This is a genomic window from Neobacillus soli NBRC 102451 (assembly GCF_001591665.1).
GTDB lineage: Bacteria > Bacillota > Bacilli > Bacillales > Cytobacillaceae > Neobacillus > Neobacillus soli.
In genome coordinates this window covers 36281-58204 of the sequence record NZ_BCVI01000053.1, presented here as the reverse complement: position 1 = coordinate 58204, position 21924 = coordinate 36281, and the positions used below count along the sequence as shown (strand labels likewise).

Annotated in this window: 23 protein-coding genes; 10 read left to right on the top strand and 13 right to left on the bottom strand. The window is 43.1% G+C overall.

Translation table 11 applies throughout. The features are described 5' to 3' along the window. Nucleotides 1-7: 7 nt before the first annotated feature. The 7 genes from galU to BSO02S_RS18205 form a co-directional block, all read right to left on the bottom strand. Nucleotides 8-901, bottom strand: a complete 894-nt coding sequence (gene galU / locus BSO02S_RS18235) for a UTP--glucose-1-phosphate uridylyltransferase GalU (RefSeq protein WP_066070664.1) — start codon at nt 899-901, stop codon at nt 8-10. A gap of 377 nt (nt 902-1278) precedes the next feature. Continuing rightward, nucleotides 1279-2043 carry a tyrosine-protein phosphatase gene (locus BSO02S_RS18230; RefSeq protein WP_066070660.1) on the bottom strand — a complete coding sequence of 255 codons (765 nt, stop codon included), beginning with the start codon at nt 2041-2043 and terminating at the stop codon, nt 1279-1281. Nucleotides 2044-2141: 98 nt separating this feature from the next. Beyond that, on the bottom strand, nt 2142-2843 hold the full coding sequence (locus BSO02S_RS18225; RefSeq protein ID WP_066070656.1) for a CpsD/CapB family tyrosine-protein kinase: 702 nt from the start codon (nt 2841-2843) through the stop codon (nt 2142-2144). Then, nucleotides 2833-3582, bottom strand: a complete 750-nt coding sequence (locus BSO02S_RS18220) for a YveK family protein (RefSeq protein ID WP_066070653.1) — start codon at nt 3580-3582, stop codon at nt 2833-2835. The genes BSO02S_RS18225 and BSO02S_RS18220 overlap by 11 nt, the downstream gene beginning before the upstream one ends. Before the next feature lie 326 nt (nt 3583-3908). After that, nucleotides 3909-4640, bottom strand: coding sequence for a LytR/AlgR family response regulator transcription factor (locus BSO02S_RS18215; protein WP_066070650.1), 732 nt, complete (start codon nt 4638-4640; stop codon nt 3909-3911). 47 nt (nt 4641-4687) lie between these two features. Further along, nucleotides 4688-5488 carry an EAL domain-containing protein gene (locus tag BSO02S_RS18210; protein WP_235846959.1) on the bottom strand — a complete coding sequence of 267 codons (801 nt, stop codon included), beginning with the start codon at nt 5486-5488 and terminating at the stop codon, nt 4688-4690. A gap of 727 nt (nt 5489-6215) precedes the next feature. Continuing rightward, nucleotides 6216-8813: an ATP-binding protein gene (locus tag BSO02S_RS18205; RefSeq protein ID WP_066070647.1), complete on the bottom strand. Its 2598-nt coding sequence runs from the start codon at nt 8811-8813 to the stop codon at nt 6216-6218. Between the two features lie 213 nt (nt 8814-9026). Here BSO02S_RS18205 and BSO02S_RS26510 point away from each other — a divergent pair, with 213 nt between their 5' ends. Beyond that, a complete protein-coding gene (locus BSO02S_RS26510; protein WP_084375089.1) occupies nt 9027-9191 on the top strand; it encodes an aspartyl-phosphate phosphatase Spo0E family protein in 165 nt (54 codons plus the stop codon). A gap of 144 nt (nt 9192-9335) precedes the next feature. On the opposite strand, the gene BSO02S_RS18200 is transcribed toward BSO02S_RS26510, so the two are convergent. Next, nucleotides 9336-10061, bottom strand: coding sequence for a LytR/AlgR family response regulator transcription factor (locus BSO02S_RS18200; protein WP_066070644.1), 726 nt, complete (start codon nt 10059-10061; stop codon nt 9336-9338). Between the two features lie 230 nt (nt 10062-10291). Here BSO02S_RS18200 and BSO02S_RS18195 point away from each other — a divergent pair, with 230 nt between their 5' ends. Continuing rightward, the gene (locus tag BSO02S_RS18195) at nt 10292-11353 is read left to right on the top strand and encodes a sensor domain-containing diguanylate cyclase (RefSeq protein WP_066070641.1); all 1062 of its coding nucleotides are present in this window, start codon (nt 10292-10294) and stop codon (nt 11351-11353) included. 583 nt (nt 11354-11936) lie between these two features. After that, entirely contained in the window at nt 11937-12452 is a 516-nt protein-coding gene (locus BSO02S_RS18190) for a YcxB family protein (protein ID WP_066070639.1), read from the top strand. 689 nt (nt 12453-13141) lie between these two features. Here BSO02S_RS18190 and BSO02S_RS27220 read toward each other — a convergent pair. Next, nucleotides 13142-13297: a YwzD family small protein gene (locus tag BSO02S_RS27220; protein WP_157081480.1), complete on the bottom strand. Its 156-nt coding sequence runs from the start codon at nt 13295-13297 to the stop codon at nt 13142-13144. 306 nt (nt 13298-13603) lie between these two features. Here BSO02S_RS27220 and BSO02S_RS18185 point away from each other — a divergent pair, with 306 nt between their 5' ends. The 3 genes from BSO02S_RS18185 to BSO02S_RS27565 all read left to right on the top strand — a co-directional run bounded on the left by BSO02S_RS18185 (nt 13604) and on the right by BSO02S_RS27565 (nt 16361). Next, a complete protein-coding gene (locus BSO02S_RS18185; RefSeq protein WP_066070636.1) occupies nt 13604-14854 on the top strand; it encodes a C40 family peptidase in 1251 nt (416 codons plus the stop codon). A gap of 810 nt (nt 14855-15664) precedes the next feature. Further along, complete coding sequence (locus BSO02S_RS18180) at nt 15665-16015, top strand: helix-turn-helix domain-containing protein (RefSeq protein ID WP_066070635.1); 351 nt, start codon at nt 15665-15667, stop codon at nt 16013-16015. 208 nt (nt 16016-16223) lie between these two features. After that, nucleotides 16224-16361: a hypothetical protein gene (locus BSO02S_RS27565; protein ID WP_169802770.1), complete on the top strand. Its 138-nt coding sequence runs from the start codon at nt 16224-16226 to the stop codon at nt 16359-16361. A 63-nt stretch (nt 16362-16424) separates the two neighbouring features. Here the strand turns inward: BSO02S_RS27565 and BSO02S_RS18175 are convergent, their stop codons facing one another. Further along, a complete protein-coding gene (locus BSO02S_RS18175) occupies nt 16425-16775 on the bottom strand; it encodes a DUF805 domain-containing protein (protein WP_066070632.1) in 351 nt (116 codons plus the stop codon). Nucleotides 16776-17070: 295 nt separating this feature from the next. Between BSO02S_RS18175 and BSO02S_RS18170 the strand changes: the two genes are divergently transcribed. Then, nucleotides 17071-17391, top strand: coding sequence for a YbjQ family protein (locus BSO02S_RS18170; protein ID WP_066070758.1), 321 nt, complete (start codon nt 17071-17073; stop codon nt 17389-17391). Next, a complete protein-coding gene (locus BSO02S_RS18165) occupies nt 17391-17618 on the top strand; it encodes a hypothetical protein (protein WP_066070628.1) in 228 nt (75 codons plus the stop codon). The genes BSO02S_RS18170 and BSO02S_RS18165 overlap by 1 nt, the downstream gene beginning before the upstream one ends. A 219-nt stretch (nt 17619-17837) precedes the next feature. Here the strand turns inward: BSO02S_RS18165 and BSO02S_RS28540 are convergent, their stop codons facing one another. Both BSO02S_RS28540 and BSO02S_RS28535 read right to left on the bottom strand, forming a co-directional pair. Further along, on the bottom strand, nt 17838-18416 hold the full coding sequence (locus BSO02S_RS28540) for an RpnC/YadD family protein (protein ID WP_342351976.1): 579 nt from the start codon (nt 18414-18416) through the stop codon (nt 17838-17840). Between the two features lie 137 nt (nt 18417-18553). Further along, a complete protein-coding gene (locus tag BSO02S_RS28535; protein ID WP_342351975.1) occupies nt 18554-18880 on the bottom strand; it encodes an RpnC/YadD family protein in 327 nt (108 codons plus the stop codon). Nucleotides 18881-19109: 229 nt separating this feature from the next. On the opposite strand from BSO02S_RS28535, the gene BSO02S_RS18155 reads away from it, so the two are divergent. Next, the gene (locus BSO02S_RS18155) at nt 19110-19361 is read left to right on the top strand and encodes a hypothetical protein (protein WP_066070626.1); all 252 of its coding nucleotides are present in this window, start codon (nt 19110-19112) and stop codon (nt 19359-19361) included. 60 nt (nt 19362-19421) lie between these two features. Here BSO02S_RS18155 and BSO02S_RS28530 read toward each other — a convergent pair whose 3' ends face one another. Beyond that, nucleotides 19422-19787, bottom strand: a complete 366-nt coding sequence (locus tag BSO02S_RS28530) for a DUF4181 domain-containing protein (RefSeq protein WP_084375088.1) — start codon at nt 19785-19787, stop codon at nt 19422-19424. Between the two features lie 138 nt (nt 19788-19925). Between BSO02S_RS28530 and BSO02S_RS18150 the strand changes: the two genes are divergently transcribed. Beyond that, the gene (locus BSO02S_RS18150) at nt 19926-21557 is read left to right on the top strand and encodes a hypothetical protein (RefSeq protein WP_066070623.1); all 1632 of its coding nucleotides are present in this window, start codon (nt 19926-19928) and stop codon (nt 21555-21557) included. Nucleotides 21558-21924 lie beyond the last annotated feature (367 nt).

Genomic DNA, 21924 nt, shown 5'->3' with positions numbered 1-21924 from the left:
CTTCTCTCTATACCAATACTTTTTCTTTTTCAAATGAAGAAACTAGATGTTTCAAGTAATCAATCATATCATCATGAAGGTCTTCATGCTGCAAGGCAAATTCAATCGTTGTCTTGACAAAACCGAACTTTTCACCGACGTCATAACGCTTTCCCTCGAAGTCATACGCAAACACTCTTTGGATTTGATTTAGCTTGTGGATTGCATCTGTTAACTGAATTTCTCCGCCTGCGCCTTTTTCCTGTTGATCAAGGAACATGAAAATCTCCGGTGTTAAGATATAGCGGCCCATAATCGCTAAATTGGAAGGAGCAGTTCCTTGCTTTGGCTTTTCAACAAAGTTATTAACTTGGTAGCGTCGTCCTTCCTTTGATGAAGGATCGATAATTCCATAACGATGTGTTTCATTTTCAGGTACTTGCTGCACTCCAATAACAGAAGAAAATGTATCTTCATATTGATTAATCAATTGACGCAAACAAGGTGTTTCGCTTTGAACAATATCGTCCCCTAGTAGTACAGCAAATGGCTCATCACCAATAAAGTTTCGAGCACACCAGACCGCATGTCCAAGACCCTTTGGTTCTTTCTGGCGGATGTAATGAATATCTGCTAGATTAGTAGCATATTTAACACGATCCAATAAATCGTATTTTTCCTTTTCGATTAAATTCTGTTCAAGCTCCATCGCGTTGTCGAAATGGTCTTCAATTGCCCGTTTCCCTTTACCAGTGACAATAATGATATCCTCAATACCTGAAGCAACAGCCTCTTCTATTATGTATTGAATCGTTGGCTTATCAACAATCGGTAGCATTTCCTTCGGCATTGCTTTGGTTGCTGGCAAGAACCTTGTCCCCAAACCAGCTGCTGGAATAATTGCCTTTCTTACTCTTTTCAACTTTACTTCCTCCTCGATTTATATTTTCTTCGTTTATCTAAATATCTCAGCTAAAAAATAAATATCTAATGGAATTGCAAGTGCTTTCACACTTATTCTTTCATTAGATATTTATGTTTTTTTAATAATCGGGCATCAAACCCGGCCTCACATCACACTTTTGACGACACGCGTCTAAGGAGGAGTTATAGGTCTTTCCTCCCACAGCACAATCGAGTGCCCCCATGGATAACGGACAAGGAGGCATAGCCGGTCAAGAATATATTCCTGAATAGATGTATCAGGTAACCCGTTCATTCCAATCGGCATAGTCGGCTAAACAACCACCACCCACTAGCCAGCCCTTCATGGCAGCCAGTAAATGGGGTGATCATCATCTAAAAAATCTTAAAGAACTTCTTCTTCTTAATCCGCTCCGGCACTTCCTTATAAACATGACTGCCCTCAATCACAAGCGCGGCATTTTCCTTAAACAGAAAAGCCATGTCATTCCCATACTTCTCTTGAACAACGCCGAAGGCCTCACGCATCTTAAACGTCCGATTGCCAGTGTTATGAGCATCCGAAGCAATAAAGTGAGTTAGGTTCGCCTCGATTAATTGTAAAGAAAAACTCTTAATCTTCTTTCCAAAATCTCCGCAAATGCTCGCCGCCGTGATTTGCGTCAATGCGCCTTTTTTCACAAGCTGATACAGAATCTCCGGTCGTTCGATGATTTCCTGGTTTCGTTCCGGATGAACAATCACGGGGATAAGTCCCTTCATCTGCAAGTCATAAAACAACTTCTCTGTGTATCGCGGCACATGGCTCGAAGAGAATTCTACCAATAGATACTGGGTATCATCGATTGGCAGGATCTCTCCCACATCAAAGCCTTCGATCATTTCACCGTGGATCCGTGTTTCCTGGCCAGGCAGCACATTCAAATCTATCTTTTCTTCTAGCAATACCTTATTTAATTCTCTGACTCTCTCAATAATCGTTTGCTTCGGATTTTCGTATCGACTGTTTAAATGGTGCGGGGTAGCAACAATCGTATCAATTCCTTGTTCGACAGCCTTCTGTGCCATTTTGATGCTTTCTGACAAATCCCTTGCCCCGTCATCAATAGCAGGCAATATGTGACAATGTAAATCAATCATAAGCCCCACCCTTTTCCGATAAATGTTAAATCTTTATGACATTTTCAATAGTAACACTGCCAAAAACATTGGTAAAGGGTGGGATTTGTCGAAATTTGTCACTTTGCCCCATAATAATAGTAATAATCACTATTTTTAACTTCTTTATGGTTTAAGACCACACCTAAGAGCTTGCTTTGGGCATGCTCGAGCAATTCTTTACTCTTTTTGGCCTGTTCTATTTCTGTCCTTTCGCTGAAGACAACCAAAATGGTACCATCACACTGGTTAGCGAGAATTTGCGGATCGGCTACGGCTAATAATGGCGGTGTATCAAATAACACATAATCAAATTGTTCTTTTGCTTCTTCAATAAATTGTTCCATTGATTTCGAACTCAATAGTTCAGCTGGATTGGGCGGTATCGGTCCGCTCGTTAACACATATAAATCCTGCTCACCCGTTTCCACTACCGTCTCCGCCAGCGTCTTTTGCTTGGTTAATATCGTCGTAAAGCCCCAAAGGTTATCCACACCAAACGTATGATGGACGGTTGGCTTCCGAAGATCGGCATCGACAAGCAATACTTTTTTACCGAGCTGGGCAAAGGTCACGGCCAAGTTCGCTACGGTCGTCGACTTACCTTCCGCAGGTCCCGAAGAAGTCACCATGATCGCCCTTATTTCTTTATCAATGGAAGAATACTGGATATTCGTTCGAATCGTTCGGTATTGCTCAGAAATCGGAGATTTCGGATCAACCGCTGATATTAGCTTCCGGCTGGCATCTTTACTCATCAGTTTCTTCTTTTTAAGAGCCAAGTGTCTCACCTCTTACTGTTGATTTTCTTGCTGCACGACGCGCAATCGATTCTTCCATCTTTTGATCATCAATCGTGGCAATCACACCTAAGATTGGAAGACCTAAGATTTTTTCAACATCTTGTTCGTTTTTAATCGTGTTATTAAAGTACTCCAATAAGAACGCAAGTCCGACACCAGCCATTAAGCCCACAACAATCGCAATCGCGACATTTAACGCGGGTCTAGGTTTAATTGGCGCTGGATTTTCGGAAACATCCGCTTTTGCCAAAATACTGACGTTATTAACGTTCATGATATTGGCAATCTCTTTTTTGAACACTTCAGCTGTCTTGTTCGCAATTTGCGCCGCTACTTTCGCATCAGGATCCTGAACGGCTACGTTAACAACCTGGGAATCCTTTTCACTGCCAACGGTAATTTTTCCATTTAATTGTGAGGCAGTCATATTCAAGTCAAGCTCATCGACGACAATATCTAAGATCGCTGGACTTTTAATAATGACATTATAGGTATTAATTAATTGAAGGTTTGTTTGAACTTCACTTGGGCTGTACACTGATTGTTCGCTTTTCGCTTGGTTCACAAGAATTTGTGTTGAAGCTTGGTAAATCGGGGTCAAGAAAAAGTAACTTACCACTCCACTGGCTATCGCAGCAATTAACGTTATCGACACGATTAACAACAATCGTTTTTTCAGGGTCTCGAGCAGCTCTTTTAAACTAATTGTCTCTTCCATTTCGTCCTCCTAAAAATGTATATACAAAGCGTTGTCTATTATATCACAATTTGTCGTATTTTTACTTGTTTTGTCAGATTTAATATCACTTTATCTATTAAACACCCATTTGTAAGATTTTTGAAGAGGAAACAGGGAATTGGAATAAACTACAACTAAGCAGACTGAGATGACCGAAGGGAATGGTTCCGATTGCAAAGGCGGTGTGAGCAGTGCCGTACCTCACTTATCGAAATGATAAAATGAACTTTTTTTTCAGGTTTATTATGCGGCGCTCCGCCCTTTTTCCATAAAAAAAAGAGGTTTCTCACCTCATGAAAACAAACTCATTTCCCTATTAAACGATGCACTGCTTGAATTTGTAATTTGGAAATATGGGCAGTCTTTTCCGAATGGGCAAAATGGGCGAGATAGGTTTCACCGAACGCTTCAATCTTGACGATTTTCCTCAGATTCACGACGTACGAGCGGTGGGCTCGATAAAAGTAGTTCGGCAAGCGTTTGGCAATATCCTGAAGGGAATCGGAGGACTCCACCTGCTCCGCTTCCAAATGGATCATCGACTTTCTTCTTTCTTTTTCGACAAAGACGATATCTTCCATCGCAAGATAAAGAAACGCTTGATTCGACTTAATCGCCAGCTTATTAAGAGCGGGTGCTCCCTGCTTCGCTTCCAATCGCTTGTGTAATTGCAAACCAATCTTGGCCTTCTCTAAGGCAATTAACAGTCGCACCTTCTCGATTGGTTTCACAATATAGTCCACCACTGAGAGGTTAAACGCCTCCACCGCAAACTCATCAGACCCCGTTGTAAAAATCACCTGAAGCGAAGGAACCACTTCCTTACACAGCTGGGCTGCCTCGATGCCATTGATTCCCGGCATATGAATATCCACTAACACAATATCCGGCTGCTTCTTCCTAACAAGCTTTAGAAGCTCTTCACCGCTAGACGCCTCCGCTAACAGCCTATATCCAGGGAATAAATGAATATAATGGCCTAGCAGTATTTTCGATGAAAGGTCGTCATCCGCTATCATCACGTTCAGATTCTTCATGCCACCACTCACTTTTACACACTAGTTTTGATGCCGCTGCATCCCCATTATTTTACACCAGTTTCGGGATAAAATGAAGGAGCCATACATTGTGTTTTGAGTGGGGCCTGATACTTCCCAAAGACCGTCTGGGCTGTTAGTTTTACCGGTTTTCCTAACAGGTATCCCTGAATAATCGGCACATGGATGTCGATGGCCGCAGCTAAATCGTCATCCTCTTCAATTCCTTCTAAGATCACGCCCATTTTGTACTGTGCATATTGAAGTAACAGCGAAATGATTTGCTGTTTTTTCGGCGACATCGATAGTCCGATGGAAAAGTAGCGGTCGAGCTTAATGTAATCCGGGGAAAACTCAATCATTTTTTCTAACCCCGTTGCTCCTTTGCCCACATCATCAAGGGCGATCTTCATGCCGAGGTCTTTAATTAACGAGATTCTTTTCTTAAATTCAGGAAGAGCCCAGCAGGATTCTTCTTCTATCGTTTCATTTAATTCAATGACGACCCGCCCGCGAACGAAAGGAAACTTTTTTACTAAATTATTCATGAAAAAAGGAAAGTGAGGATGGAGCAATGTCGACGGATAAAGATTGAGAAACAGCAGCCCCTCCGCAGGCTTTTTTAACGGAAACCGACTGATCGCCTGCGCGAATGATCGCGTATCAAGCTCGTATAACGTCCCTTCCGTTCGGGCCGCAGCAAAGATCTGCTCAATATTGCCACCGCCATATCCGCCCGGAAACCGCAGCAACGCTTCATAACCAAAAATACTCATGGCGTCTACATTCCACATTGGCTGATAAACATGTTCCATTCTTTGAAGGAGAACATTGCTGATATGAATCACACTCCTAACCCATCCGTCATTTCTTTTTGTAAGAGGAATTTATTATTCAGAAAAATATAGTAGATTTTTATGATAAAGGATTTGTTTTCATCGCTTGGGACGTTCACTTTGCCTTCTTGATTCTTTCTCCAAAATCATCCCAAAACGTTTTATATCCTAAATATAACCATTAACAACAAAAGTGTCTAACCGCCTTCGTGCCTAACAGACAGGTAAATAGACCTAATAACTTAAAAAACTGGCAGAATACGACACAAAAGGAGACATTTCGCAACATTTACAAAAATATCATATCATTAGGTCTATTGTTATGGAAGGGTGGTCTTATCGATTGTGGGTGCTTTTTCTGCTAGTTGTTTATTGGCTTTATGAAGCGGTTTTATCTGACCGCCTAAGTGGTCAAAATGTCTTTAATAGCCTCTCTTAAAGACAAAATTGACCATCAATGTGGTCAAAATGTCTTTAATAGCCCTTCTTAAAGACAAAACTACCCATCAATGTGCTCAAAATGTCTTTAATAGCCTCTCTTAAAGACATAACTGCCCTTCTATGCGCTCAAAATGTCTTTAACTGCCCTTCTTAAAGACATAACTGACTGTCAATGCGCTCAAAATGTCTTTAATACTTTTATTTCTGTCACCAAAAACCTAAACCGGCCATTATATCAAAAGTATTGTTTTACAGAGCCAAAACGATAATCAGTCGCCGCCAGATTTCCTAGCAGTGATTATCGTAAATGGTTCGCCACTACACTTAAAAAGACTGGAATATCAATGGGCTTACAGATATAGTCGGTAAATCCTTTCGCCAGTGCCCGATTGATGTCAGCTTGGATGGCATTGGCGCTTAAGGCAATGATTGGGGTTCGTTCGCAGGCAGGATTCGCTTTGATCCGCTCAAACACTTCATAGCCATTGAGATCTGGAAGGTTGAGATCTAATAGGATTAAATCCGGCCGCTGCACCAGGGCCAGCTCGATTCCCTCAGCGCCGGTCACAGCAGAAAGGAAGCCAATCCCTGGAATCGTGCCGAGAATCTCTTTGATTAATTGCAAGTTCGACAAATTGTCCTCAATATACAAAATCGTAAACTCGTTGTCTTCGAGCTGGATAGGCGCCTTTTTTTCAAGCTGAGGCAGGACGCTTGCTCCCGGAGCTTTCACCAGCGGCAGGCTGATGCAAAAGTCACTTCCCACCCCCATCCGGCTTTCAACAGCGACGGTCCCCCCCATTAATTGAATCAATTGGCGGACAAGCGAAAGGCCAATCCCTGTTCCTTCGATTTGCTGATGACCGCTTCGGTAAAACGGTTCAAAGATCTGTCCATGCTCGGATGAGGGAATTCCTCCGCCGCTATCGACAATATGGACGAAAAGGAAATCACCCTTCACATCCCAGTGAATCCCCACCGTTCCATTTTCCCGGTTATATTTAATCGCATTATCCAGCAGGTTCAAGAATACTTGTTGCAGCCTAAACCGATCTGCGACTACGTAACAATCATCCGGAGCGGTTTGCTCGATTAGGATGCGGACCCCTTTATTAGCTGCTAGCAGGGAGATAAAGCGAACACATTCATCAATAACGGTACCGATGCTAATGGCCTCCGTTTCCATTTTCAACTTGCCTGCTTCGATCGCCGCTGAATCTAGGACGTCATTAATTAACGTCAATAGATGGGTGCCGCCTTTTCCAATTTGATCGACAAACTCCCGCTGCTTCGCGGTTAGCGTCTCCTCTAACTCCAACAGTTGCGAAAAGCCAAGGATCGCATTTAACGGCGTCCGGAGCTCATGACTCATCCGCGACAAAAACTCCGATTTCGCCTGATTGGCCTTGACCGCTTCTTCCTTTGTTTCGATGATGCCCCTTTCCATCGCCCGCCGTTCGGTAATATCTTCAACTGCCCATATATGCCCCTTTAGCTCATCAGCGATATAAAAGGGAAAATAGCTCCTTTTAAAGATTTGTTTTTCAAAATGGTTCACTTCATCAACGACCGGCTTTCTATTCGCCAGGATCTTGTTAACAATCTGCTTGTCCTGCTGATGATTTTGAAAATAGACATGCAGCAGGACAAAAATATCCTTGCCAACCATCTCCGCAATCGGCACGTCTATTTGCAACAATTGGCACCACCTGTGATTGATCGCGATGATTTTCCTGTCATCATCGATCACAACCATACCAATCTCCAAACTATTAATTAGCGCGCTTTTTAACGCCAGCGACTCCTTGTGAATTTGCTCAGTCCGTTTGCGCTCGGTAATGTCCACACCCGAACCGATAACCTCGACAACTTTGCCCTTTTGCTTCACTGGACTTAACGTGACAAAATAATCCACCCCGTTTAGCTGGGCTTCGTAATCGCTGATTTCGCCATTCCAGGCCTTTGAGTAGGCTTGCTCAATCCTATCTGCATCCTGTTTGGAATAAAACTGATGGAGATTTTTCCCCGCTTCCATCGCTGGGGTAAGGCCCATTTTTTCAAGTAATTGACCTTCCATCAACGTATGAATGTAATGGTCTCCCCGCTTTACATACTTTAACGTCATTCCTTGCTGGCGGCGGATCGTGTTCATCAAAGCTGACTCTGCTTTTTTTACCCGTTCTTTATAGTCGCTTAACGCCTTACTGTCAAAGGCAATGATCGTAATAAAGATGATAATCGTGGCGAGCCCCATTACATAGGCCAATAAATTCGTTGAAATTTGCATAGACGAATTGTGTAGCAGCGTAATTCGATGATTCTCGGTGGTTGGTGAAAATTCGCTTAAACGTATACCCATCATTGCTGTATAGTGGACAATGGCTAAGCCTAATCCAATGAAACTTGAGCTGATTATTTCTGTTTTTAGTTTATTTTTATTGGTTTTTTGAACATGGGAAAAGGAGGAAAACAGCGCCCATGATATCAAAAAGGCAAGAAAGATAGAAAAGCCTGACAGAGTTCGATGATAGTGAACAGTAGCAGCCATTTCCATCGATTTCATACCCAATATGTGCATTGTCATAAACGCCAAGCCCATCAGCATGATCCCTAATGATCTGAAAAGAAAATCGCTTTTGAATTTCGTCCTCATAATGATGACGATCAAAGCAGTGATTAAAGGGATAAATAATGATAAGGCCGTTAACCCTAAATGATAAGTAACAGGGATTTGTGTTTCATAGCTGAGCATGCCTATAAAATGCATCGCCCAAATACCGATCGTCAAGATGACAGATCCCGTTCCAATCCAGTACGTTTTCTCTTTCCCATGAGCCACAGCGATACGGTCGACCATCTTAAAAGAAACAAAGATAGCAATGATCGCGACAATCACCGATAAGATAACAAGTCCGATATCATATGAAACAGAATAATTCAGCGAAATCCCCTGCCTTTACTAGGGTAGTTTCCATCCACACAAATGGACCATTCATGCTAGTAATTCGATTATTCATACCAAAAATCTCCCATCTAAGGAATTTAGTTATATCATTCGGTTCACAAAAATGGTATTATATACCTATATTTCCACCGAGGAGCGGCCCAGATGACCTATTTATTAATGATGATTGAAAGCTATCGAAATGAACTGTTTTCATTGGCCGAGCAATATGGACCAACTTCAGCAAGAACAATTGAATGCAGTCAAAAGTTAGACGAATTATTAAACTTATTAATGGCCCTTGAACAAAATCAACAACTATACTCGTGAAGGTGTCAGCGAAAACGTTTGTCCAGAAAAGGGACGGAACGCCGAATTACTCTAGACAGGTTTGCTGGTAATATACATTCCCCGCATTTATTGACAGAGATGGTTCTTTGAATGATTGTTGATTGTATACGGTGGTGCGGAACGCTAGATTAGTTTTTTTATTTCATTAATTTTCAACTTCGAGATTTTCGCCAATTGGTCACAGTCCTTAAAATGAACGATAAAGCTTTCCTTTTGCGGGATGATTTGCGAAATCTTTTCTAAATTAATGATATAAGAACGGTGCGCATGGAAAAAAGAATCATCGAGACGAGGTAGTATTCGCGCCATGGTTTCGGACGTATCATAGATCTCCTTTTCCGTATAAACAAGGCACTTCTTCCCCGCCTTTTCGATAAAGAGGATTTCATCAAGGGGAATAAACAGGGTTGCAGTTTGGTCCCTAAGCTGCAGAATTTTTTGCTGCTGCTTCGGACCGTTTCCGATTTTCTCCCGTTCAAACTCGATGATGTTTTTCGCTTTCTCCAACGCCTGCCCTAAACGCTCCTCCTCCACCGGCTTGACGAGATAATCAACGGCAGCCATGGAAAAAGCCTCAATGGCATATTCATCATAACTTGTAATAAAAATCACTTTAAGCGACGGTAAAAAAGCAAGACACTCCTTCATCGCCTCCAGGCCATTTTTCTTTGCTAGTTTTATCGCGGTAAGCACGAGGTCAGGCTTCTTGACAAAGACCTCCATGAAGAGCTGCTCCCCGTTCACACATTGTCCGATTAATTGAAACTCAGGTAAACCTGTAAGTAAGCGTTTCATGATGTCTATGGATTCTTGATGATCGTCAGCTACTATCACCTTTATTGGACTCATACATGCATTCCCTTCCTTTAGGCAAAAATAGGATTATGTCTATATTGTAAAGGAATAATTACTACTATTAAAGTGTTGGAAATTAGCTGCAGGCAGGACATAAGACATCGCAATCCATCCCCTTCAGCCCCAATTACCCCCTTTTCAAGCCCATCATCTTGAAGAATTGTAAAATGGTGCCTACAATGAATTCTATTACCTGACGTTACACTGGAGGAAACTCGCTAATCATGTACGTATTTCATTATTATTATCTGTTTATCATCGTTATCCTTTTGGTGATTACCTTTTTACTAGGGAGATTTTTTCAAAAGAAAACGGACAGGCTGAAAACATCTCTACAAGCAACCAATGAGAGGCTGTCCTCCTTCTTTACCCATACATCTGATGCAATTAACATTACAACGGTGGACGGAGTGCTTGTCTATATCAATCCGGCCTTTGAACAATTGTACGGCTGGACGAAAATGGAGTTACTCGGGAAACCGCTGCCGATTATTCCCGCCGAGCTGCACGAAGAGGAACAGCAGGTAAGGGATATCTTGCTTGCGGGAAACTCGATTAACCACTGGGAAGCTTCCTTTTTACGAAAAGACGGCTCTTCCCTTGATGTCGAGGTCTCGGTTTCGCCATTAAGGGATGCCTACGGTACGGTTACCGGATTCGCGGCGATTACACGTGACATCTCCAAAAAAAAGCAATATGAGCAAAAGTTAATGGAACTCGCCTTCTATGATCCATTAACAGGTGCCGACAACCGCCGCTCTTTCTATTTGCGCTTAGCGGCAACAATGAAGACGGCAAAGGACGATAACCTTCGCTTCGGCTTGCTCTTTCTCGACTGTGATCGCTTTAAATCGGTCAACGATACGATGGGTCACGATGTTGGCGATGAGCTACTCCAGCAATTTGTTAGGCGGATTCAAGACCTGCTGCCCGCAACCGCTTCTTTGTTTCGCCTGGGCGGTGATGAATTCGCGATCATCTATGCAGAGTCGTCTTCTGATGAGGAGATTGCGCGTTTAGCGGATCGGCTATTGGCCGAGCTGCGTGTGAACTGGTCGATTCAAGACCATTCGTTTGCAACCACCTGTTCGATTGGAATCAGCCTCTATCCGCAGGATGGGCGGGATCAAAAGACATTAATGGCACATGCTGACCACGCCCTATACAAGGCGAAAGCCGCTGGGCGGGATGTTTATCGGTTTTATACTGGTGGTGATCGGGGAGCCGAAGTGGCGGAAGCGGACGAGTTGGGGGATGGGATCGGTAACGGGGGTTCGCCTCGTTAAGAGCATTATTTTAACGATACAACTGCTTGGTAGCAGTTGTATTTTTTGTTTTTGGGGAAGGGCGTGGGATTTTGTTGAAAGTCGCCGGTATTTTGTAGGAAGTCGCAGCTTATTTGTAGAAGGTAACTGGTTTTTTGTAGAATGCCGCGGCTTTTTTGTAGAAAGTGATCCGTATTTTGGTGAAAGTCGCCGGTAACTTGCTGAAAGTGACCGGTATTTTGGCAAAGTGGCCGGTAACTTCTAAAACACGGTCGATATTCTCGAAAAGTAGACGATTCTACTCGCTATGTGCAAGAAATCAATCGGTAATTACCCCCTCTCTAGGTTTTATTAGCGAATTTTTTGAGGTTATTAGCGAATCTGGCACTTTTATTAGCGAATTCTAATCGTTTATTAGCGAATTTCAAGTTTTATTAGCGAATCAAAGTGGTAGACCCAAAATCTTCATTTTGAAGCAAGATGCTGCTATTTTTGCCACAAACTAAGTTTACTAGAGGAAAAGCTAAGCAAATTTTCCAGAAACATATGTAAATCCACAGCCAAAAATGGTATCTTTTTTAAAAGAACTGAGAGGGGTGTTTCCATGGAGATTAACTACCATTTGACCGAAGATGATTATTTAAACTTCAATCTATATCACGTTAAAAATTCTAAAGCCGCGATGCGGACACTGAATATTCAGCGATTCTTAACGCCGATTATCTTTATTGCGGCGGCCTATCTATTTTCCACTATCGATGATGTCCCATTTTTGTGGATGTTAGTGCCTTTTATTATTGTTAGTATTCTCTGGTTTATTTTTTACCCGAAGTATTTCTACAATCATGTTGCCCGGGGGACGAGGAAGATGATTAAGGAAGGGAAAAATGAGGGATTGTTGGGCGATCACACGATGCGGCTGTCCGCAGAAGGCATCGTCGATTCCAATTCTACCGGTGAAACAAAAGTAAACTGGTCCGGTATCTACGAGTTCAAGGAAAGCAGCGACACCTTCTATCTATATAACAGTGCCGTCAGTGCCTATATCCTGCCAAAACGGGAGTTGGCGAATGTTGCCGAGGTAAGGAATTATCTCTTGGAGAAAATAAAAGCTAATTGACATGTGCAGCGGATCGAAGCGGGCGGGTTGGTGTCAGGCACCAGGAAGGAAAAGCAAAATAACAATTACCTAAGCCAGTTGCCTATCAATGACAGCTTTATTGAGTTATTACATTTTGTAACCAGTAATGTAATTGATGCTGCGTCCACTGAGGTAGGTAAAGAAGTTACTACTCCTGCTATACCAGTGATAGCCTCTCAGAGTGCCCATGCAACTCGATTTTTCACACGTCTGGGCACTGTCAACCACTCAGAGTGCCCGTGCACTTCGATTTTTCGCACGTTTGGGCACTGTCAACCACTCAGAGTGCCCGTGCACTTCGATTTTTCGCGCGTTTGGGCACTGTCAGCCGCTCAGAGTGCCCATGCACCCCGATTTTTCTTGCGTTCGGGCACTGTGAACCGCTCAGAGTGCCCATGCACCTTGATTTTTCGCGCGTTCGGGCACTGTGAACTACTTATTGTGACCGCTCTCCCTTTTTTCCCACTCTCTCGGGCACAATTAATCACTTATTGTGACCGTTCTCTCAGTTATCAGCGAATCGAGTTGCCTCCCCTTTATTGACCGTTTTACTTCGACTGAAAAATTTATTTTCCCAGAAATCCCCTAAATCACGGTCTCTGTCCGATAAAACACAAAAAAAGCTGCCGAAGTTCACTCCACCAGCCTTATCTATCTATTTATAATAATTAGCAGAGTACTAATTGCCGTAGATCTGCTTTTAAATCTTCTATTAGTTTTTCCAGGGTCATTTCATGCTCATTAACGCCCATATCGTATGCCTTTTTCACAATCTCTGAAAAGTCAGCAGGATTCGAGCTTTTCTTTTCTTCCTTCCGGTCCACCTTTCTTATCCTCCTTTGATTTACTCTAATTCCTTATTCTACTAGACTAGCAGTCAGTTGTAAATATTTTACCAGTCGTAAATTGTCGAAATGGTGGGAAACTTTTTAAAAGTGGCTATTCTTACTGAAAAATGACGAATGTTCGTAAATTCCTAGTCAGCAAATAGTCCCACCGATTTAACTTATATACCCTTCCCGCCGTTCTTTACTCTCAAAATAGTCAAGATTTGTAACTTTTTGTTCGGTACGCTAACAATCTATGATAAAATTAAAAGAAAAATGGAAGCATACGAGGTGATTTACTAGATGAATAAAACCATTGTTCGTGCCTTATCGACAGCCGCGCTATTATCGACGGTTTTTGCTGGATCCGCCTTTGCCGATACCTACAAGGTGGAAAAAGGAGATACCTTATCGAAAATCGCCTTAAAATATCATACTAGTGTAAAAGAAATCAAAACTACGAATGGTTTACACTCTGATTTAATCTACATAAATCAACAGCTGAAGATTTCTTCAGCGAAGGCAGCCACGCCAACCGTTCAAAAATCACAGGCGACTTCTTACACCGTTGTAAAAGGCGACGCCTTAATTACCATTGCCAACCGCTACAATGTCAGCGTCGGCGAATTAAAGCTCTGGAACAAGCTTGATAATACGATCATTTATGTCGGCCAAACGTTAAAGGTGTCTGCAGCAAAACAAACAGCGCCAGCGCCGAAACCGGCACCAGCTCCAAAGCCGGCGACAAAACCAGCAGCACCTGCACCGAAACCAACAACGCAGGTAACTCAAGCTTCTACGAATGAATATAAGGTGAAGAGCGGCGACTACCTAGGCAAAATCGCCAGCCAATATGGGACAACTGTCACCCAATTGAAAACACTCAACAAACTAAAATCCGATATGATTTATGTCGGCCAAACACTAAAGGTACCGGCGAAGACTTCAGCGGTTAAACCACCGGCAGCCAAGCCAACGCCGCCGAAGCCAACCACACCGCCAGCGCCGAAGCCTTCAACGACAGTATCAGATTATACCGTCAAAAGCGGTGATACTCTTGGAAAAATTGCTGCCCAGTACAGTATTACGATCACGGCATTGAAGTCGCTCAACAAGCTGACGTCTGATAATATATTTGTCGGCCAGAAGCTTAAGGTTACAGGCAAGGCGGCCGTCACATCACCAAAGCCTGACATTACCACCAAGATGGTCACGGTTGCCAAAAGCTTCATCGGCGTTCCCTATGTATGGGGCGGCAGCACTCCTTCTGGGTTTGACTGCAGCGGCTTCATTTATCACGTCGCCAATCAGTCAGGAATGGAAATCGGACGTTATTCTGCCGAAGGCTACTACGACCGCACGTTCTACGTGGACCAACCGAAGGCCGGCGACATCGTCTTTTTTGAAAATACCTATAAACAAGGCATCTCACATCTTGGCATCTACCTTGGCAACAATCAATTCATCCACGCCAATGATTCCGGCGTGATGATTTCCAATTTAGACAGCCCGTATTACAAGTCCCACTTTTCGAGTTTTAAGCGTTTTTATTAACAGCAAAATCCAGTTCCTTTTTAGGAACTGGCTTTTTTTGATTGGAAATTGGGAGGTTTCCTTCCTTAAGATCAATCATCGAAATCGACGTGAAATTAGGTTAACCACTCTCACATGGATTCTCGAGCGATGAATTTCGTAGCAACCTGCCCTGGTACGAAATACGAAAATAGAGTTCTTTTTTAAAAAAAGAGCCTGTTACGAATTTGATTGATGACTGCCTTTGATCATTGAGGATCTTCTCAGATGGATTCGTCTTAACGATGACAACAAACGTTTGGTTTATAGAAAGTGGTTAGTACTCACTGGCAACAGCACCGATTCAAATGCAAAGCAAGAAACCATTGAATTTTTATACAGTGAACTCGACAGTTTGTATCCTAAAAATAACAATTACCTAAGCCAGGGCTAACCCCCTGGCTTTTTAGCTTTTTAGTGAGGTGGTTAACTAGGGATTGAGGGTGAAATAGGGTAGTGGTTGATAAGATATAAAAAACAGTCGATATATCCTGGAAAACGGTTGATAAAATGTTCAAATCTGTTGATATATCCTAGGAATCGGTCGATATACTGTTCAAAGTGGTCGATAAATGATTGGGGTTTCCTAAAGGGTAATTAAAAGGTGGGCTCTAGGCGGTTAATCATGTCCAATAATGTCCGCTTCTTCATAAATGGGAAAGATAATGAGCTTTTTTAGAAAAAGAGCTCGATGTCGCAACGGAAATACAGACTATTTGAATAATTGCCTTAAAGCCGATTGCCGGAAATTCCCCCACAAGGATATAATTAACATCAGGGGGGGAGAGTCAGATGAAAAACCATTTTATTGCCTTATCGATTGTTTGCTTGGGCTTGTGTTTTGTGATTGGCAGTTGGTTGATTGCAAGGGGAATTAGTGAAAATGCGGCAAATGTTAAAGAGCTTTCGCGTTTAACTGCCGCAAACGAAAAGGTAGAGAAGCCGCTGTTATTAAACCAGGATGAGTTGGCTGCTTATTTAGGAATAAGCGTGGAGGAAGTAAGAATATTGAGTCCAGTAACTACGGACGGTTCCATGTTCGAAAGCCCTATTCCTTATATACAGATTGGGAATGTCGTTTATTTTTCTAAGGCTGCGGTTGATCTATGGCTGCAAAAGAATGAAACATCCTTCATCCAATAGAGGCCAATTTATTTGGTCTTTTATTTTGGTCTTTTTCGATAACTTGGTGTCAGGCACCAACAGGTTGTGAAGGGCAAATCCCTTGTGCTCTTATTGAGATTCGGCCCCCAATTATCAAACAATTTCAAATTTAATGATTTGGGAGGAATAAAAGAGTCATAGTTTGGGAATAATAGTAGTAACTACATAATAGAAGGAGATGGGTTGAATGAAAAAGAATAACTTGTTATTGTCTGAGTTTGCTAATCAGGAAGGTTTTGAGCTGAACGGGTATCTTACCGAATTGTTTGAGTATTTTTCAACTCTATCGGAAACAGATCATAGGAACACCAAGCCGACCGCTTAACGCGGGCTGGCTTTTTTTGTGGGGCAGCAATTATGGAATACTGCCCCTGCGGATTGTTCTTTTTTAGGCTAATGTTTTCGGATTTGGTCCGTATTGATTGGCTCCTTCTTGGCTGTCTGTGCATGTGATAATTAGTAGAATGATGCCGCCGACAAATGGAACGAAGTTTATTAGGATCCACCAGCCGCTTTTTCCAATATCGTGCATTCTGCGAACGAGTACTGCTAATGACGGTATTAGCGTTCCTAAAAGGTAGATGATCAACAATATGGCCAATGAGTCTGAGGCTGTTGCCAAAAGTAGCAGGATAATCGGAGCGATGGCATTGAATAGATAAAACATCCAATATTCCTTCCGTCTTGCTCTTCCCTCAAATACCGCGTAATTCTTAAACACTTTTAAATACCATGCCATTTAAAAAGGCCCCCCTATGAATACAATTATTAACTATATTAATATATCACTGCTAATTAAGTTGGTAAATGGAATTAGCTTATAAGGGAGGAATCCCTGCTTTCCTATGAAGCCGGAATTTTGGACGGTGGTTCTGGGATTCATTCTAGAGATTGGCACTATTCTTAATTGGATCATAGGTAGTAAAAACGTGAAATGAGTTCATTTTTAGAAAGATGGTTTTTTGTTGGAAGTTTTTCGTGATTGGGATTGTTTTTGTTTATAATGGAGGTATATACATATGGAGGTGTTTGATGTGTTGACGGTGACGACGGAGAATATTGAGGGTTACAAGGTGGTTGAGGTTAAGGGTGCTGTGTTTGGGCTGATTGTGAGGAGCCGGGGGCTCGGCGGGGATATTATGGCGAGTTTGAAGGGTTTAGTGGGCGGTGAGATTAAGCAGTATACGGCGATGCTTGAGGATTCGCGGAAAGAGGCGCTGGATCGGATGATTAAGAATGCGAATCAGATGGGTGCGAATGCGATTGTGATGATGCGCTATGATTCGGGTGAGATTGGTAAGAATATGAGTGAGATTGTGGCTTATGGAACGGCTGTTGTGGTGGAGAAGTTGTAGTGGTTTGGGTAATTGGTTTATATGTTGTGGAAGCGATTGTTGTGATTGTTTGTATTTTGCTTGGGTACTTTATTTATGACAAGCGGTTGAATCGCAATCATGGTACGGTGGTTCCTAAGGGGTTTGTGTCGACGGATGAGGTGAGTCTTGATCCGGTGACGGGCGAGAAGACTCGGGTGTATTATAATCCGGATACAGGGGACCGTTTTTATAAGAAGGAGAAGTAGACATCGGGTTTTTTGGCCGGTGTTTTTTTGTTGGGTGGCGGGTGGGTGAATCCGGGCGTTTTATTTGCGAATTTTGGGCGGTTATTTGCGAATTGTGGCCGTTTATTTGCGAATCGGCGGTGTTTATTTGCGAATTGACTTTGGGACCGGAAACGAAGATGCCTACCCCCAGCGTATTAAAGCTTTAACGCAGCGGGGGTCAGGCGCCGATTTTTTTTATTATAACAGCTTCCTTACTTTTTCAATTTCAGCATAATCTAAATTTGTTGCTCTTGCGATTAATTCAAGAGGTAATCCTTCTTTTAACAGATTGAGTGCAATTTTTCTTTGAGCTTCAAGTTCACCTTTTTGTTGTCCTTTTTTCAATCCTTCTTGAATTCCCTTTTGTATTCCTTCTTTCAATCCTTCTTGGATTCCCTTTTGTATCCCTTCTTTCCTTCCCTCCTGGATTCCCTTTTGTATCCCTTCTTTCCTTCCTTCCTGGATTCCCTTTTGTATTCCTTCCAAAATCCCTTTCTCTCTCCATGAATTAGGCAATTTAAGGATTTGTTCCGATTCGTCGCGGTCTAATTGCTTAATTTCTTCCATTAGTTCTTTCTCCTCACTTTCATTTAAGGATAAATATGTCTCAAAGAAACCATTTATAAGCTCCATTTTGGCCGGGTTGATTTTCATTTTAACCAGCATCCGCAAAAATTCCTTTTTCACCTGAACTCGTTCTCTTTCGGTATAGCCCATCTTACTTAAAAACGCAGCAGCTATAGGATTATTCGAATGGATATAGTGCCGCCAATTCATCTTTCGTAATTCAAGCATCAGAAAATGAAAGGATAACACATGAAAGAATGGGAAATTAATTGTAAAATCATTGCGTTCGTACCGATTTTCACCATAGCTAAAAATCGCGATGGGTATGATTGGCTTTCGATATTTATTTAAAGCAGACTAAAATAATGATACATTCTTTCGTTGAAACCTGATTGCCCGGAGCTTTGCGGCTCAACATGGATGATAATAAGCGAATCGTTTCCTTTCAATTTTGCTTCAATTACTATGTCGGCTCTTCTACTCTCTCCTTCAATAAGATCAGTAAACATTTCTTCCGATAACGGTTTGATGGATGAAAAATCAATGTGGTGATGAACTTCTGGAAAGAACACTTCTAAAAATTCCGCAAAAAATGTGTGGAGTAACTGCTTGAATAATTGATCGTGATGGATATACTTTCTGGGGTCTTCACGGACTAAGATAGCTGAGGACATTTTAACACACCTTTCTTAATTGATTAAGTGGATTAACCAAGGTTGTGTATCTAATAATATTATATTAAAAAGAGAAATTATGAGCAAATTTTGCTATGATTTAAATAATTTCCAAAGTGCCTGTCCTCTAGAAAGAAGGTTCCTTGCCCCCAGCGTATTGTTTTTATTAGAAGGAGAAGTAAACATCGGATTTTTTCGGCCGATGTTTTTTTAGTTGAGTGGGGGCTGGGTGAATCTGGCGTTTTATTTGCGAATTTTGGGCGGTTATTTGCGAATCGGGGCCGTTTATTTGCGAATCGGCGGTGTTTATTTGCGAATTGAGGCCGTTTATTTGCGAATCGAATTTGGGACCGTGCATTTTACCGCTGGAAACGGGGTTCGCGCCTCTTTTTTCGATGATTTCAGCTTGGGATTTATTTTATCGGCGAATTCTGAGGGTTTATCGGCGAATTTACCGAGTTTATCAAATTTTGATAGTTAATCGGCAAATCGAAAAAGGGCCGCCCCAAATTTGATGTTTCCAAGCTGAATTCAGCTGCCCTCACAAAAAAATAAATGTACTTACTGTAAAGACGCACATTCCGCAAAAGCTCCAGAAGGTGATGATGTATTCCCTGGTCGGCCGGTCGTACTTCCATTCCATAAACGAGCGGATGGCGTATAAGGCGCAGAGAAAGATGAACAGCCCATATTTGAAGGTGCTGGGAAAGAACCATCCCAGAATGCTGTTGGTAAGGATAAAAACAATGATTAGGCCGATTTCAGCCATTTTGTGTGTGTTGTTGACACTACGATAGATCCAGCGATTCTGCTTTTTGATGTGTAATTTTTTCCTAAGAATGTATTCAGAGAGGAAAAAGTATAGTAACCACGGGATGAAAAACAACAGTAATCTTTTGAAATCCACTTCTGACCCGGCCCCTTTTGCATGTTTATTTTAAAATACTATTCTCCATTGGAGTGGAATCTTCCTTCTTTCTCCTCTTTGCGTGCTTTTTTGGGTATAATAATGGAATATGGATTTTTTTAAAGGGGGGCGTGGGCCTTGGAGTCGACACCTGCAAATCAATTACTAGCTGCCTTTTCGGATGGGGTGCGGGAGCTGCTGAACCCAGTGGATGCTGAGGATGCGAACCTTGTCCAAAAAGGGATGATGCTGTACCGGCAGGGGCTGGTGACGCAGTTATATATGAGGGACGATGAGGTTACGGCGGTGGTGCAGGATGTGACGCCGGTGAAGGTGAGGCTTGATCTACATTTTCTGGGGATGAGCGCGTGCTCGTGCCCGCAGGAGGGCTGGTGCCGGCACCAGATGGCTGTGTTTTTCAGTGCTTTTTCACGGATGGGCAGTGTTGCGGACTGGGTTGCTGAGTGGCGTGAGCCGATTCGGGAGTCGAAGGCGGTGGCGGGCTGGGGGATGCAGACGGCGAAGGATTTGATTAAGGCGAATGGAGTGTTGAAGCCGGATTACAGCCGCTGGGTCCATTCGTTTGAGGTGAGTTTTGATACGCTGCTTGCTTCGAAAAAGTCGACGAGCCCGTATGTGATTCAGGAGTTGTTTGGGATTTATGAGCGCCGCATCCACGCGAGTGCGCCGGTTGAGCAGGAGTGGCGCCTGCTGTATGAGTTGATTGCGATTGTTGTTTCTTTTCGAAAGCTGGCCGCTCTAAGCGAGGAGCTCGGTCACGAGGCGGACATGGTGAAGCGCACTTATCTCCATTTGTTCCATAATATGATGGATGATGCCGAAGAGCTTGCTGGAAAAATTGGCGTCCAATCGCTGCCGTTTGACTTTGATGAGTTTATCGACCAGCTGCGGGTGGATACGTTTGAGGTGCTGACGTGTGCAAAGGGATTGGTTTATGAACGGGTTTTCTTGTACCGGCTGTTATGGGTCCATTTTTTCAAAAAGAAGGCGTGGCGTGAGGATGAGGTGTCGCGGGTTCAGGTGCGCTTGAAGGAACTCCAGGATTGGGAGAGCCCTGCGCCGCTGCTGTTAGCTGGAATTCATCTGAATTTTCTGCTCGGGAATGATGATGAGGCGTTGAAGCTGGTTGGTCAGTTTGGCGCTGAAGAGATTGCGCCCTATATGGTCTATTGGATTGATTATTTGACGGGCTTGAAGGCTTGGCAGCGGGTTGGCGCGGTGATTGAGTTATTTTTGCATAAGGTGAAGGTGTATTTGGAGCAGTTGGGCAGCTATCATAGCTGTGCGACGTTTGTCCGGAATGCGCTGCGGGCCGTGGCGCCGTATTGTGCGGAAAAGGATCGGGTCGATTTGTATGAGCGGGCCTTGCTCGTGATGCTGCCCTATAGTTTTGCGGACTATGAATATTTGTTGTTTGAGCGCGGGCACTACGAGCGTTGGGGCGAGCTCCAGGCGTGGGTGGGCATGGACTTTTACGATTTGCCGAAGGACCGCATGAAGCTGATTGAGAAGGAGCGGCCCGCGGTGCTGCTAGCGATGCTCCACCAGACCGCCCAGCGCGAGATTGACCAGAAAAACCGGGCGAGCTACCGTTTGGCGGTAAGGCACTTGAAGAAGCTGAGGACTTTGTATAAGAAGCTGAAACGTGTCGACGATTGGGAGTACTTTATGGAAACGCTGATGGAGCGGACGAAGAGGCTGCGGGCGTTTCATGAGGAGTGCCGGCGGAGTAAGTTGATTGAGGGTTGATGGGTTTGTGGGTGATTGCCCGTTGGTGGGTGATTGCCTGATGATGGTTGATTGTCGTGTTTTGGATACGGTAAGAGGTACGGGTTCCCCAGGTGTATGGTATGTTGGGGGCTGGTACCTTTTTCTATGCTTTTTCCCTGCAAACTTCGGTCAACCCCCACTAAAAAGCCAGGTGTTTTTCCTGGCTCAGGTCATTATCTTTCCTATTATGAAGAACCGGCACTCTATTGGACCGGATTCATTGCCGGGGGGGCGCTTTTTAGTTACCTTTTTTGAATGCCTGGCCATTTACTGTCCGCTTTGGGGAATTTACTGTCCACTCTTTACGGTTTACTGTCCACTTCAGGGAATTTACTGTCTGCTTTTT

Bases quoted from the DNA above. Each gene is read 5' to 3' on its own strand.
- BSO02S_RS18230 (WP_066070660.1), bottom strand. From the start codon at position 2,043: ATGATTGATTTACATTGTCACATATTGCCTGCTATTGATGACGGGGCA.
- BSO02S_RS18220 (WP_066070653.1), bottom strand. From the start codon at position 3,582: ATGGAAGAGACAATTAGTTTAAAAGAGCTGCTCGAGACCCTGAAAAAA.
- BSO02S_RS18215 (WP_066070650.1), bottom strand. From the start codon at position 4,640: ATGAAGAATCTGAACGTGATGATAGCGGATGACGACCTTTCATCGAAA.
- BSO02S_RS26510 (WP_084375089.1), top strand. From the start codon at position 9,027: ATGACCTATTTATTAATGATGATTGAAAGCTATCGAAATGAACTGTTT.
- BSO02S_RS18200 (WP_066070644.1), bottom strand. From the start codon at position 10,061: ATGAGTCCAATAAAGGTGATAGTAGCTGACGATCATCAAGAATCCATA.
- BSO02S_RS18195 (WP_066070641.1), top strand. From the start codon at position 10,292: ATGTACGTATTTCATTATTATTATCTGTTTATCATCGTTATCCTTTTG.
- BSO02S_RS18190 (WP_066070639.1), top strand. From the start codon at position 11,937: ATGGAGATTAACTACCATTTGACCGAAGATGATTATTTAAACTTCAAT.
- BSO02S_RS18185 (WP_066070636.1), top strand. From the start codon at position 13,604: ATGAATAAAACCATTGTTCGTGCCTTATCGACAGCCGCGCTATTATCG.
- BSO02S_RS18180 (WP_066070635.1), top strand. From the start codon at position 15,665: ATGAAAAACCATTTTATTGCCTTATCGATTGTTTGCTTGGGCTTGTGT.
- BSO02S_RS27565 (WP_169802770.1), top strand. From the start codon at position 16,224: ATGAAAAAGAATAACTTGTTATTGTCTGAGTTTGCTAATCAGGAAGGT.
- BSO02S_RS18175 (WP_066070632.1), bottom strand. From the start codon at position 16,775: ATGGCATGGTATTTAAAAGTGTTTAAGAATTACGCGGTATTTGAGGGA.
- BSO02S_RS28540 (WP_342351976.1), bottom strand. From the start codon at position 18,416: ATGAATTGGCGGCACTATATCCATTCGAATAATCCTATAGCTGCTGCG.
- BSO02S_RS28535 (WP_342351975.1), bottom strand. From the start codon at position 18,880: ATGTCCTCAGCTATCTTAGTCCGTGAAGACCCCAGAAAGTATATCCAT.